The following is a 12701-nucleotide window of genomic DNA, read 5'->3' as shown; positions in this document are numbered from 1 at the left end:
GCTTATAAACTTATTGCTTCACCGCCAGCTGCTTCAATAGCCGCTTTTGCAGTAGCCGTAAATTTATGCACTGATACTTTTAAAGGCGCTTTTAATTCCCCTCCTCCTAAAATCTTCACTAAATCGTTCTTTCTTACCAAACCGGCCTCAACAAGGTTATCAAAGGTTACAACATCCTTGAAGACTTTATTGTCTACCAATTCCTGAAGCTTGCCTAGGTTGATCCCTTTATATTCTTTTCGGTTGATGTTGGTAAACCCAAACTTAGGTACACGTCTTTGCAATGGCATCTGACCTCCTTCAAAACCGATCTTTTTAGAATAACCAGATCTTGACTTTGCCCCTTTATGACCTCTTGTTGCAGTTCCACCTTTACCGGAACCTTGACCTCTACCTACCCTTTTGCCATCTCTATTGACAGCACCTTCAGCTGGTGTTAAATTACTTAAATTCATTACACAGGTATATATTAAGCTTCCTCTGTGGAAACTAAGTGTTTTACTTTATCTATCATGCCAAGAATATTTGGCGTGGCATCATGCTCTACAATCTGGCCAATCTTACGTAGTCCCAAAGCTTCCAAAGTCCTTTTTTGGTTTTGGGGGCGCTTAATACTACTCTTTAACTGTTTTACTTTAATCTTTGCCATTTTCCTTTTAGTATTTGGTATTTGGCCTTACTGTCGGGTTTTAATTAAAAACCATGACTTCAACCATTTACCTATTACCTCTATTTATCCTTTAAATACTTTATCCAATGATACCCCTCTTTGCTGGGCAACAGTACTGGCACCCCTCAATTGTAAAAGCGCATCAAAAGTCGCTTTGACCACATTATGGGGATTGGAAGAACCTTGGGATTTAGACAATACATCATGAACACCTACTGCTTCCAATACCGCTCTAACCGCACCACCTGCAATTACTCCTGTACCATGGGATGCAGGCTGAATGTAAACCCTGGCCCCACCGAATTTCCCTTTTTGCTCATGGGGAAGTGTATGTTTGTCCAAAGGAATTCTTATCAGGTTCTTTTTAGCATCCTCGATAGCCTTGGCAATGGCAGTGGCAACCTCTTTCGATTTACCCAAACCATGGCCAACTACACCTGCTTCATCCCCTACCACTACGATAGCGGAAAAGCCAAATGCCCTACCACCTTTGGTCACCTTGGTTACTCTTTGTACACCAACCAACCTATCTTTTAGCTCTAAACCTCCCGGTTTAACGGTTTCTACGTTTTTGTATTTCTGGTACATACTATTTATTAAAATTTTAGTCCTGCTTCCCTTGCTCCTTCAGCGAGCGATTTAACCCTACCGTGATATAAATTACCCCCTCTGTCAAAGGCAACTTTATCGATTCCGGCTTTCAAACATTTCTCAGCTATGGCCTTACCTACCAATTCGGCGATTTCGGATTTACTGCCTTTTGCTGATGCCAATTCCTTATCCCTTGATGAAGCAGCACATAATGTAGTTCCTTCATTATCATCGATTACTTGGACGTAGATACCAGTATTACTTCTAAATACAGCTAATCTCGGCCTTTCAGCGGTTCCGAAAGAGACCTTTCTGATTCTCCTTCTAATTCTAAATTTTCTCTGAGTCTTTGATAATCCCATGACACTAATTATTAAGCTGATTTACCTGCTTTTCTTCTTAATAGTTCCCCAACGAACTTGATTCCTTTTCCTTTGTAAGGCTCTGGCTTACGGAAAGAACGGATCTTAGCCGCTACCTGTCCTACCAATTGCTTGTCAAAAGAGGTAAGCTTTATGATTGGGTTCTTTCCTTTTTCAGAGGTGGTTTCGATTTTAACTTCCGGTGCAATATCCATTATGATATTGTGCGAAAAACCGAGTGCCAAATCCAATTTTTGTCCTTGGTTGCTGGCCCTATAACCAACTCCTACCAATTCCAACTCCTTGGTCCATCCATTGGATACCCCTTCGACCATGTTTAAAACAAGTGATCTGTAAAGACCGTGCTTGGCCTTGTGTTCTTTCGAATCAGATGGTCTGGTAACCCACGCTTGCCCGTCTTCAACCTTAATAGCCACACCAGAAAACTCTTGGGTCAATTCGCCCAGTTTACCTTTTACAGTAACTACATTCTCTTTTACTTCTATAGTCACTCCTTCTGGAATTGCTATCGGATTATTACCTATTCTTGACATTTCTTTACTCTTTATATAGTATTAATACACATAGCATAAAACCTCACCGCCCACGTTCTCTTTCTTGGCCTGCTTACTCGTCATTACCCCATGGGACGTAGACACGATAGCAATACCCAAACCATTCAATACCCTTGGCATATCTGTTGAATTGGCATATTTACGTAGACCCGGCTTACTAATACGTTGTATTTTTTTAATTACAGGCTCTTTCGTCACTTTGTCATATTTCAAAGCGATCTTTATTGACCCCTGTACTTTATCTTCTTCAAATTTATAACTCAAGATATATCCTTGATCGAACAATATCTTGGTTATTTCCTTTTTAACATTGGAAGCAGGAATTTCAACTACCCTGTGGCCCGCTGAACTGGCGTTTCTAACCCTAGTTAAGTAATCTGCTATAGTATCTGTTACCATATTTATTTATTTTGGAATCGGTTTCCGGTAATCTTACCGGACCTAAAACCAGTTTATATTTATTTACCAGCTGGCTTTTTTTACACCTGGAATCAACCCTTGATTTGCCATTTCCCTAAAAGTTACCCTCGATATACCGAAAGTCCTCATATACCCCTTAGGTCTTCCTGTAAGCTTGCAACGATTGTGCATACGTACGGGAGAAGCATTTTTTGGCAATTTCTGAAGCGCTTCGTAGTCACCGGCTTCTTTCAAAGCTTTACGCTTTTCAGCATATTTAGCAACTGTTCTCGCCCTTTTTCTTTCACGGGCCTTCATTGATTCTTTAGCCATACTAATTCTTTTTAAAAGGTAATCCTAATTCTGTTAATAATGATTTTGCTTCCTTATCGGTTGGCGCTGAGGTAACAAAAGTAATATCCATTCCGTTGATCCTATTGATCTTGTCAATGTTGATTTCAGGAAAAATGATTTGTTCGGTAATACCCAAACTGTAATTTCCACGACCATCGAAGCCCGTTGCACGAATTCCTTGAAAATCACGAACCCTAGGCAATGCTGAAGTCACCAAACGATCCATAAATTCGTACATCCGCTCACCACGCAAGGTTACTTTGGCCCCAATGGGCATACCTTTACGCAATTTAAATGCAGCGACATCTTTCTTGGACATCGTGGAAACCGCTTTTTGACCCGTGATCAACGTCAACTCATCAACAGCATGATCGATCAATTTCTTATCGGCCACGGCAGCTCCAACACCTCTACTCACGACGATTTTCTCTAATTTAGGTACTTGCATTACATTTTTGTAACCAAATTCCTCTCTAAGCGCATCAACGATACGCTCACTATAATCTTTTTTTAATCTTGCAACGTAAGCCATAACTAAATTACTTCATTGGATTTTTTAGAAAACCTAACCTTCTTACCATCCCTAACTTCGAAACCTACTTTTGTAGCTTCATTGGATTTAGAATCTATCAATGATAGATTCGAAATATGGATAGGAGCTTCTTTCTTCACTATACCACCTTGAGGGTTATTGGCACTGGGCTTCTCATGTTTGGAAACCATATTGGCCCCTTCAACGATAGCCTTATTTTTCTCAATAAACACCTTGGTCACCTTACCTTCGGTACCTTTATGGTCTCCGGCAATGATCCTTACGGTATCTCCTGTTTTTATCTTTAACTTATTCATTGTCTTAAATATTAAAGCACCTCTGGGGCCAATGATACGATTTTCATGAATTGCTTATCACGCAATTCCCTTGCTACAGGTCCAAAAACACGTGTACCTCTCATTTCACCGGCAGGGTTCAATAATACGCAAGCATTGTCATCAAAACGAATATATGAACCATCCGGTCTTCTAACTTCCTTTTTTGTCCTAACCACAACAGCGGTAGAAACTGCTCCTTTTTTGATACCACCATTCGGTGTAGCTTCTTTAACAGTAACAACTATTTTATCACCAATAGAAGCATATCTTCTTTTTGTACCACCCAAAACACGAATGGTCAAAACCTCTTTTGCTCCAGTATTGTCCGCTACCTTTAGTCTTGATTCTTGCTGTAACATATTATTTAGCTCTTTCTAGGATTTCTACTAACCTCCAACATTTGGTCTTACTCATGGGACGGGTCTCCATAATTTTTACGGTATCACCAATGTTGCAATCGTTCTTTTCGTCGTGTGCAACATATTTCTTTGTCTTTAACACGAACTTACCGTACATAGGGTGCTTAACTCTTTTTACTTCGGACACAACGATGGATTTCTCCATTTTGTCACTGGTAACAACCCCTACTCTCTCTTTTCTTAAGTTTCTTTTTTCCATAAAGCAGAACCAATTATTGGTTTTCCCTTTTAGTTAATTCAGTAGCCAATCTCGCAACCGTTCTTCTTACCTTCCTGATTTGAAGTGGATTCTCCAACGGAGTTACAAAATGTGCCATTTTTAAATCGGCATGCTGCTTCTTATACTCAGCTAGCTTTTCCGTAAGTTCTTCGACCGATAATTTTTTGATTTCTAAATTTTTCATGATTCCTTACGATTAATTCTGATCTGTATAATCCCTCGCAACAATAAATTTTGTTTTCACAGGTAATTTTTGAGCTGCCAAACGCAAGGCTTCCTTCGCTATTTCCTGACTAACCCCACCAACTTCGAACATAATTCTACCTGGTTTGACCACTGCAACAAAATATTCAGGAGCACCTTTTCCCTTACCCATACGTACCTCTAGAGGTTTCTTTGTAATAGGCTTATCTGGAAATATCTTTATCCACAATTGCCCTTCCCTTTTCATATACCTTGTTGCAGCGATACGCGCAGCTTCGATTTGACGGGAAGTCAAAAATGATGAATCCAAGGATTTAATGCCAAACATACCGTTAGAAAGCTGATGACCCCTTCCGGAGTTACCCTTCATCCGGCCTTTCTGCATTTTACGAAACTTGGTTCTTTTAGGTTGTAACATTTCTTTACTTCTTTAAAAAATTACTTTCTACGACGTTGCTTTCTCTGACCGTCTTGCTTTCCACCTTTTCCACCTTGGCTCTTTTGCATTCCAACCAATGGCGATAGTTCACGCTTACCATAAACCTCTCCTTTCATGATCCACACCTTGATACCCAACCTTCCGTAGGTGGTATGTGCCTCATGTAAAGCATAATCTATGTCTGCCCTAAAAGTGGATAACGGAATACGGCCATCCTTATATGACTCGGACCTCGCCATTTCAGCACCGTTCAAACGTCCTGAAATCTGGACTTTAATACCTTCGGCATTCATACGCATGGCAGCAGCGATCGACATTTTGATAGCCCTTCTGAATGAAATCCTACTTTCAATCTGCCTAGCAATACTTGCCGCTACTAAATTCGCATCGACTTCCGGTCTTTTGATCTCGTAGATATTGATCTGGACCTCTTTATTGGTAATCTTCTTAAGCTCTTCCTTAAGCTTATCAACTTCCTGACCTCCTTTACCGATAATGATACCCGGTCTAGCAGTGGTCACGGTTATCGTGATCAACTTCAAGGTTCTTTCAATGATCACCCTTGATACACTTGCCTTTGAAAGACGAGCGTGTATGTACTTACGGATTTTGTCGTCTTCAGCCAGCTTATCACCATAATCATTTCCTCCATACCAGTTAGATTCCCATCCCCTGATAATACCAAGACGATTTCCTATTGGATTTGTTTTCTGTCCCATTCTAGCTTGCTGTATTATTATTAGACCCCAAAACCAATGTTACATGGTTCGAACGTTTTCGTATTCTATGCGCCCTACCCTGTGGAGCTGGTCGCAATCTTTTCAACATAGTACCACTATCGACCCTTACCTCTTTCACGATAAGATCCGCATCTTCCAAACTAGCATCCTCATTTTTGGCTTGCCAGTTTGCCAAAGCCGATAAAAGCAACTTTTCCAATTTACCGGAAGCTTCCTTTGAGTTGAACTTCAAGATCGCCAATGCTTTCTCAACTTCAACACCCCTGATTAAATCAGCCACCAATCGCATCTTCCTAGGTGATGTAGGACAGTTGTTCAATTTGGCAAAAGCCAATTGTTTTTTCTCAGCCTTGATTCTTTCGGCCATTTGTCTTTTTCGAACTCCCATAGCTTACTTTTTACCTTTATTCTTTGCCCCTGCGTGACCCCTAAAAGATCGTGTTGGAGAAAATTCACCTAATTTATGACCTACCATGTTTTCTGTAACATACACAGGAACAAATTGTCTGCCATTATGAACTGCTATCGTCAACCCTACGAAATCCGGTGTAATCATTGAAGCCCTAGACCAAGTCTTGATAACGCTTTTCTTACCTGAGGATACACTCTGCTCGACTTTCTTTTCCAAGCTATAATGAACGTAAGGTCCTTTTTTTAATGAACGTGCCATTTCTTTATCTTTTTATTTCTTTCTACGTTCCAATATATATCTATTCGTACTCTTGGTCTTAGAACGTGTTCTAAAGCCTTTAGCAGGAATTCCGTTTTTAGATCTTGGGTGACCACCGGAAGCCCTACCTTCACCACCACCCATTGGGTGATCGACAGGGTTCATCGCTACTGGTCTTGTTCTTGGTCTTCTACCCAACCATCTGCTTCTACCCGCTTTACCTGACACCAATAACTGATGATCGGAATTGGATACGGCACCTATCGTAGCCAAACATTCGGACAAAATAAGTCTTGTCTCCCCTGAAGGCATCTTAACGGTAACGAACTTACCTTCCTTTGCCATCAACTGGGCAAAAGTACCGGCACTTCTCGCCATTACGGCCCCTTGTCCAGGACGCAATTCTATACAGGAAATTATGGTACCCAACGGAATATTTTTCAGCGGCAATGCATTTCCGATTTCCGGAGCAACATTATCACCGGAGACAACGGTTTGATCGACTTGCAGACCGTTTTGAGCGATTATATATCGCTTTTCCCCATCGACATATTCCAACAAAGCAATAAATGCCGTTCTGTTGGGATCGTACTGAATCGACTTAACGGTAGAAGCAACATCTTGCTTGTCCCTTTTAAAATCGATAACCCGATACCTTCTTTTGTGACCCCCACCTCTATGGCGCATGGTCATCTTTCCTTGACTGTTTCTACCTCCCGACTTTTTTAACGGAGCAAGCAAGCTTTTCTCCGGCTTATCAGCAGTAATGGAGTCAAACCCATTTACTACTCTAAAACGCTGTCCTGGAGTGATTGGTTTTAATTTTCTAACTGACATCTTTTGCCTTTATAGATTACTGTAAAAATCAATTATATCACCTTCTACAACATCGACAATCGCTTTTTTGATAGCGTTTGTCTTTCCATGTTGAATTCCGGTCTTGGTATATCTCGTCTTTCTGGTAGGACCATAATTCATGGTTCTTACTTTCTTGACAGAGACACCGTAAGTTGCTTCAACAGCATCTTTGATCTGAATTTTGTTCGCTTTAGGATCCACAATGAAACCATAACGATTATGCAACTCGCTGTCCGCAGTCATTTTTTCCGTTATAATCGGCTTTATCAACACACTCATCGTTTCCTATTTATTTAAGTTCGATTCAATTCCTTCCAGAGAACCTTCCAACAATACAATATTATTTGCGTTCAATATTTTGTAAGTGCTTAATTCTGCGTTAGTTACAACTTCAGAGCGCTCCAAATTACGCGAAGACAAATATACACCATTATTTGAATCACCCAACACAAATAAAGATTTTTTGTTTTCCAAGCCCAAAGACTTTAAAATCTGCACAAAATCCTTCGTTTTTGGCGTATCGAAATCAAAATCCTCAACAACCATTACGGAATTCTCTTTTGTCTTAAGACTCAAAGCGGATTTCCTGGCCAAACGTTTTAAATTCTTGTTCAATTTTTGTGAGTAATCCTTAGGTCTAGGGCCGAAAATTCGACCACCACCCCTAAAAATCGGGGATTTAATACTACCGGCCCTTGCGGTACCGGTACCTTTTTGCTTTTTGATCTTGCGCGTACTACCGGCAATCTCACCACGCTCTTTAGCCTTATGTGTACCCTGTCTTTGATGTGCCAAATACTGCTTAACATCAAGATAGATCGCGTGATTATTCGGTTCTATGGCGAAAACAGTATCGGAAAGGTCTGCCTTTCTACCTGTTTCTTTTCCTTTAATATCTAAAACTGCTACTTTCATTACTCCCACCTTTTAATGGTTACATAAGCATTTTTATGACCAGGGACACAACCTTTTACCACTAAAAGATTCTTTTCTGGAACTACTTTCAAAACTTTAAGGTTTTGGGCGGTTACTTTGTCTCCACCCATTCTACCGGCCATCTTCATACCCTTGAATACACGGGCAGGATAAGAAGCCGCACCGATGGAACCGGGAGCCCTAAGCCTGTTGTGCTGACCGTGCGTGGCCTGTCCAACACCTCCAAAGCCATGTCGTTTTACAACACCTTGGAAACCTTTACCTTTTGATGTTCCTACAACATCAACAAACTCTCCTTCAACAAATACGTCAACACCTACGGTGTCCCCTAATTTGTATTCACCTTCAAAACCTTGGAATTCAACGACCTTTTTCTTGGGAGAAGTACCTGCTTTCTTAAAATGGCCTATTTCAGCCTTGATTGCACGTTTTTCTGCCTTGTCATCGAAACCAAGCTGAAGGGCATTATACCCGTCGACCTCTTCGGTTCTGACTTGGGTAACTACGCATGGTCCTGCTTCAATGACAGTACAAGGAACATTCTTCCCATTCTCGTCAAAGATGCTGGTCATACCTACTTTTTTACCTATTAACCCAGACATACTATTACTATTTAATTATTACTATTATTTTCAAAAAAACAGGGCCAAAAATAATTCAGCCCTGAATTTATTTTTTGTTTCCGTTTTTCCCTCGCACGCAGCTTGGGACATGTTACCCTGAAATTCCTTCAAGGCCGTATCAATCCTATAGTTCCCGTCACAGTATCACGACACTGTTCAAACGGTCATACTTCTTTACAGAAGCCGGTTTACAATTAAACCTTTATCTCTACCTCAACACCACTGGGAAGCTCCAACTTCATTAAGGCGTCTATGGTCTTTGATGAAGAACTATAGATATCCAACAAACGCTTATAAGAACTCAATTGAAATTGTTCCCTGGATTTTTTATTGACGTGTGGCGAACGCAACACGGTAAAAATCTTTTTATGCGTTGGTAAAGGAATAGGTCCTGTAACCACAGCACCGGTAGTCTTCACCGTTTTTACGATTTTTTCAGCAGATTTATCCACTAAATTGTGATCGTATGACTTTAGTTTTATTCTGATTTTTTGACTCATCTTCTAAAAATTAAGCGGTTACGCCTTTTGCTGCCTTAATAACTTCTTCTGCAATGTTCGATGGTGTTTCCGCGTAGTGGGAAAATTCCATCGTAGAGGTTGCCCTACCAGACGAAAGTGTCCTTAACGAAGTAACATATCCGAACATTTCTGAAAGTGGAACGGTACCTTTTACGACTTTGGAACCTGCCCGATCACTCATATCGGAAATCGTACCCCTTCTACGGTTAAGATCCCCAACAATGTCACCCATGTTTTCTTCCGGAGTCAATACCTCCAATTTCATGATAGGTTCCATGATAACGGCACCAGCAGCTTTACCAGCGGCTTTATAACCCAATTTGGCAGCCAACTCGAAAGACAATGCATCCGAATCCACAGGGTGGAAAGAACCGTCTTTAAGTACAACCTTCATGGTATCCATTTCATATCCTGCAAGCGGACCGTTTTTCATAGCTGCACTGAAACCTTTTTCTACAGACGGTATGAATTCCTTTGGAATACGACCCCCTTTGATTTCATCGACAAACTGAAGTCCATCCCCTTCGAAATCCTCATCAGCAGGACCCATTTCAAATACGATGTCACCAAACTTACCTCTACCACCGGATTGTTTCTTGTAAACCTCCCTATGGGCTGCAGTTTTGGTCAACGCCTCTTTATATTCCACTTGTGGCTCACCTTGGTTCACCTCAACCTTGAATTCCCTTCGCAAACGATCCACGATAATATCCAAGTGAAGCTCACCCATACCGGATATAATGGTTTGGCCTGAAGCCTCGTCGGTTTTTACTTGGAATGTTGGATCTTCCTCAGCCAATTTAGCCAAAGCCATACCCAATTTATCCACATCAGCCTTTGTTTTGGGCTCTACCGCGATACCGATTACCGGATCGGGGAAATCCATACTCTCAAGAACGATCGGATGTTTTTCAGCAGACATGGTATCACCGGTCTTAATATCCTTAAAACCAACAGCTGCACCGATATCCCCAGCCTCGATATAATCGATGGCATTCTGTTTATTGGAATGCATCTGATAAATACGCGATATCCTTTCTTTTTTACCGGACCTATTGTTCAAAATATAAGAACCGGCTTCCAAACGACCTGAATACGTTCTAAAGAACGCCAATCGACCCACAAAAGGATCGGTAGCGATTTTAAACGCCAATGCAGAAAACGGTTCCTTTACATCCGGCTTACGGCTTTCCGCCTCACCTGTGTCAGGATTAGTCCCTACGATATCTTCCTTATCCAATGGAGAAGGCAAATACCTACATACGGCATCCAATAAAAATTGGACCCCTTTATTCTTGAAAGAAGAACCACATACCATAGGTATGATAGCCCTATCCATAACTGCTGCCCTTAATGCAGCATGTACTTCCTCTTCGGTAATGGAGTCTTCATCCTCGAAGAATTTCTCCATCAACTCTTCATCGTATTCCGCAACGGCTTCGATCAAGGCAGCACGATACTCATGCACCTCTTCCTTCATTTCTTCCGGAATATCGATCACATCGAACGTAGAACCGAAGTTCTCATCATGCCAAACAATGGCCCTATTCTTAGCCAAATCAACGATTCCCCTAAAATCAGCTTCATCACCAATAGGCAAAACAATAGGAACCGCATTGGAACCCAACATCTCTTTTACCTGCTTACAAACCATTAAAAAGTTAGATCCTTGACGGTCCATCTTATTAACGAAACCGATTCTTGGTACCTTATAATTATCGGCCAACCTCCAGTTAGTCTCTGATTGAGGCTCAACACCATCAACAGCACTAAACAAGAAAACCAACCCATCAAGAACACGCAATGAACGATTCACCTCAACGGTAAAATCAACGTGTCCCGGGGTATCTATAATATTAAAATGGTAAGGTTTTGTTTCATCGGTAACTTTACCATTCTTCATCGGGAAATTCCACTCACATGTGGTAGCCGCAGAAGTAATGGTAATACCACGCTCTTGCTCCTGTTCCATCCAATCCATGGTAGCCGCACCATCGTGCACCTCACCTATCTTGTGACTAACCCCCGTATAAAATAAAATACGTTCCGTAGTCGTGGTTTTCCCAGCATCAATATGCGCCGCAATACCTATATTCCTAGTATATTTTAAATCTCTTGCCATTTCTGATTAAAATCTAAAGTGAGAGAATGCTTTGTTTGCCTCCGCCATCTTGTGCGTATCGACCCTTTTCTTCACGGCCGCACCTTCTTCTTTGGAAGCTGCCAAAATCTCAGCTGCCAATTTCTGGGCCATACCTTTCTCATTACGCTTACGCGCAAAACTGATAAGCCATTTCATTGCCGTTGAAATTTTCCTGTCCGGTCTGATCTGCATAGGAATCTGGAAGGTAGCCCCACCAACTCTCCTACTTCTCACCTCAACATGGGGCATAACATTGGATAATGCATCTTTCCACAGCTCCAATGCCGTTTTTTCCTCATCGGTGTTCTTCGACTCTACAATATCTATTGCATCATAAAATACATTGAATGCCACGGATTTTTTACCATCCCACATCATCATATTCACAAAACGCGTCACCAGCTGGTCATTGAACCTTGGATCTGGTAATATCGGTCTTTTCTTTGCCTGTCTTTTTCTCATTACTGTCTTTTAAAAAAGTTTAGATTACTTCTTTGGTCGTTTTGCTCCATATTTAGACCTACGTTGGGTTCTTCCCGCAACACCAGCAGTATCCAAGGCACCTCGGACAATATGATATCTAACACCTGGCAAATCTTTAACTCTTCCGCCTCTTACCAATACTATCGAGTGCTCTTGCAAGTTGTGTCCTTCTCCTGGAATGTAAGCGTTCACTTCCTTTCCATTGGTCAACCTTACCCTAGCAACTTTACGCATTGCGGAGTTTGGTTTCTTAGGAGTTGTGGTATATACCCTCGTACATACGCCCCTCCTTTGAGGACACGAATCCAAAGCAGCCGATTTACTCTTCTTGGTAATCGAGGCCCTTCCTTTTCGTACTAATTGTGAAATTGTTGGCATACTATATATAATGTATAAAAATTGTACCCTTCGTTTAAGGGCTGGCAAATGTAGTAATATTTCGTTATAATTCAAACCATTGCGGAATAATTTTAAAGATTTTTTACCCTCCTGGCATCCGTTTGGTTTTTTTCGTGAAAACAATAATACAAATCACCTTGTAATCCAACCCTCTTTCAAACGACTTTGCGCCGGTTTTTCATCAAAAGACCTGAAGTTATATTTTTTGCAAAACACGTATTTTTA

The 12701-nt window shown here is 41.1% G+C and carries 24 protein-coding genes; all 24 read right to left on the bottom strand.

The window, feature by feature from the left end:
- Positions 1 to 2: 2 nt before the first annotated feature.
- Complete coding sequence (gene rplO, locus PHU20_RS07050; protein WP_274824650.1) at positions 3 to 455, bottom strand: 50S ribosomal protein L15; 453 nt, start codon at positions 453 to 455, stop codon at positions 3 to 5.
- Positions 456 to 469: 14 nt separating this feature from the next.
- Positions 470 to 649 carry a 50S ribosomal protein L30 gene (gene rpmD, locus PHU20_RS07045; protein WP_013305175.1) on the bottom strand — a complete coding sequence of 60 codons (180 nt, stop codon included), beginning with the start codon at positions 647 to 649 and terminating at the stop codon, positions 470 to 472.
- 84 nt (positions 650 to 733) lie between these two features.
- A complete protein-coding gene (gene rpsE, locus PHU20_RS07040; RefSeq protein WP_274824649.1) occupies positions 734 to 1258 on the bottom strand; it encodes a 30S ribosomal protein S5 in 525 nt (174 codons plus the stop codon).
- 8 nt (positions 1259 to 1266) lie between these two features.
- Positions 1267 to 1623 (bottom strand): 50S ribosomal protein L18, encoded by a 357-nt coding sequence (gene rplR / locus PHU20_RS07035; protein ID WP_274824648.1) that lies wholly within the window; start codon positions 1621 to 1623, stop codon positions 1267 to 1269.
- Positions 1624 to 1634: 11 nt separating this feature from the next.
- A complete protein-coding gene (rplF, locus tag PHU20_RS07030; protein ID WP_274824647.1) occupies positions 1635 to 2177 on the bottom strand; it encodes a 50S ribosomal protein L6 in 543 nt (180 codons plus the stop codon).
- A gap of 21 nt (positions 2178 to 2198) precedes the next feature.
- Positions 2199 to 2597 (bottom strand): 30S ribosomal protein S8, encoded by a 399-nt coding sequence (rpsH, locus tag PHU20_RS07025; protein WP_274824646.1) that lies wholly within the window; start codon positions 2595 to 2597, stop codon positions 2199 to 2201.
- A 63-nt stretch (positions 2598 to 2660) separates the two neighbouring features.
- Positions 2661 to 2930: a 30S ribosomal protein S14 gene (gene rpsN / locus PHU20_RS07020; protein WP_109649553.1), complete on the bottom strand. Its 270-nt coding sequence runs from the start codon at positions 2928 to 2930 to the stop codon at positions 2661 to 2663.
- Position 2931: 1 nt separating this feature from the next.
- Positions 2932 to 3483: a 50S ribosomal protein L5 gene (gene rplE, locus PHU20_RS07015; RefSeq protein WP_274824645.1), complete on the bottom strand. Its 552-nt coding sequence runs from the start codon at positions 3481 to 3483 to the stop codon at positions 2932 to 2934.
- Between the two features lie 2 nt (positions 3484 to 3485).
- A complete protein-coding gene (gene rplX, locus PHU20_RS07010; RefSeq protein ID WP_274824644.1) occupies positions 3486 to 3800 on the bottom strand; it encodes a 50S ribosomal protein L24 in 315 nt (104 codons plus the stop codon).
- An 11-nt stretch (positions 3801 to 3811) separates the two neighbouring features.
- Positions 3812 to 4180, bottom strand: a complete 369-nt coding sequence (gene rplN, locus PHU20_RS07005) for a 50S ribosomal protein L14 (protein ID WP_027064819.1) — start codon at positions 4178 to 4180, stop codon at positions 3812 to 3814.
- Between the two features lies 1 nt (position 4181).
- Positions 4182 to 4439, bottom strand: coding sequence for a 30S ribosomal protein S17 (rpsQ, locus tag PHU20_RS07000; protein ID WP_154363837.1), 258 nt, complete (start codon positions 4437 to 4439; stop codon positions 4182 to 4184).
- Positions 4440 to 4452: 13 nt separating this feature from the next.
- The gene (rpmC, locus tag PHU20_RS06995; protein WP_274824643.1) at positions 4453 to 4644 is read right to left on the bottom strand and encodes a 50S ribosomal protein L29; all 192 of its coding nucleotides are present in this window, start codon (positions 4642 to 4644) and stop codon (positions 4453 to 4455) included.
- Positions 4645 to 4656: 12 nt separating this feature from the next.
- Entirely contained in the window at positions 4657 to 5082 is a 426-nt protein-coding gene (gene rplP, locus PHU20_RS06990) for a 50S ribosomal protein L16 (RefSeq protein ID WP_274824642.1), read from the bottom strand.
- 20 nt (positions 5083 to 5102) lie between these two features.
- Entirely contained in the window at positions 5103 to 5822 is a 720-nt protein-coding gene (gene rpsC, locus PHU20_RS06985; protein WP_274824641.1) for a 30S ribosomal protein S3, read from the bottom strand.
- A 1-nt stretch (position 5823) separates the two neighbouring features.
- Entirely contained in the window at positions 5824 to 6231 is a 408-nt protein-coding gene (gene rplV, locus PHU20_RS06980) for a 50S ribosomal protein L22 (RefSeq protein ID WP_274824640.1), read from the bottom strand.
- Positions 6232 to 6234: 3 nt separating this feature from the next.
- A complete protein-coding gene (gene rpsS / locus PHU20_RS06975) occupies positions 6235 to 6513 on the bottom strand; it encodes a 30S ribosomal protein S19 (RefSeq protein WP_274824639.1) in 279 nt (92 codons plus the stop codon).
- Positions 6514 to 6525: 12 nt separating this feature from the next.
- The gene (gene rplB, locus PHU20_RS06970; protein WP_274824638.1) at positions 6526 to 7350 is read right to left on the bottom strand and encodes a 50S ribosomal protein L2; all 825 of its coding nucleotides are present in this window, start codon (positions 7348 to 7350) and stop codon (positions 6526 to 6528) included.
- Between the two features lie 9 nt (positions 7351 to 7359).
- Positions 7360 to 7650 (bottom strand): 50S ribosomal protein L23, encoded by a 291-nt coding sequence (rplW, locus tag PHU20_RS06965; protein ID WP_274824637.1) that lies wholly within the window; start codon positions 7648 to 7650, stop codon positions 7360 to 7362.
- 6 nt (positions 7651 to 7656) lie between these two features.
- Positions 7657 to 8286 carry a 50S ribosomal protein L4 gene (gene rplD / locus PHU20_RS06960; RefSeq protein ID WP_274824636.1) on the bottom strand — a complete coding sequence of 210 codons (630 nt, stop codon included), beginning with the start codon at positions 8284 to 8286 and terminating at the stop codon, positions 7657 to 7659.
- Entirely contained in the window at positions 8286 to 8909 is a 624-nt protein-coding gene (gene rplC, locus PHU20_RS06955) for a 50S ribosomal protein L3 (protein WP_274824635.1), read from the bottom strand. The genes rplD and rplC overlap by 1 nt, the downstream gene beginning before the upstream one ends.
- A gap of 215 nt (positions 8910 to 9124) precedes the next feature.
- Entirely contained in the window at positions 9125 to 9430 is a 306-nt protein-coding gene (gene rpsJ / locus PHU20_RS06950; RefSeq protein WP_007094989.1) for a 30S ribosomal protein S10, read from the bottom strand.
- Positions 9431 to 9440: 10 nt separating this feature from the next.
- Positions 9441 to 11573 (bottom strand): elongation factor G, encoded by a 2133-nt coding sequence (fusA, locus tag PHU20_RS06945; RefSeq protein ID WP_274824634.1) that lies wholly within the window; start codon positions 11571 to 11573, stop codon positions 9441 to 9443.
- Positions 11574 to 11579: 6 nt separating this feature from the next.
- Positions 11580 to 12056: a 30S ribosomal protein S7 gene (gene rpsG / locus PHU20_RS06940; RefSeq protein WP_274824633.1), complete on the bottom strand. Its 477-nt coding sequence runs from the start codon at positions 12054 to 12056 to the stop codon at positions 11580 to 11582.
- A gap of 24 nt (positions 12057 to 12080) precedes the next feature.
- On the bottom strand, positions 12081 to 12455 hold the full coding sequence (gene rpsL, locus PHU20_RS06935) for a 30S ribosomal protein S12 (RefSeq protein WP_154363865.1): 375 nt from the start codon (positions 12453 to 12455) through the stop codon (positions 12081 to 12083).
- Positions 12456 to 12701 lie beyond the last annotated feature (246 nt).

The sequence above is a fragment of the Maribacter polysaccharolyticus genome (assembly GCF_028882255.1).
In the GTDB taxonomy this organism is placed as follows: domain Bacteria; phylum Bacteroidota; class Bacteroidia; order Flavobacteriales; family Flavobacteriaceae; genus Maribacter_A; species Maribacter_A polysaccharolyticus.
The sequence above is the reverse complement of the archived record's forward strand: the minus strand, read 5'-3'. Positions and strand labels throughout refer to the sequence as shown.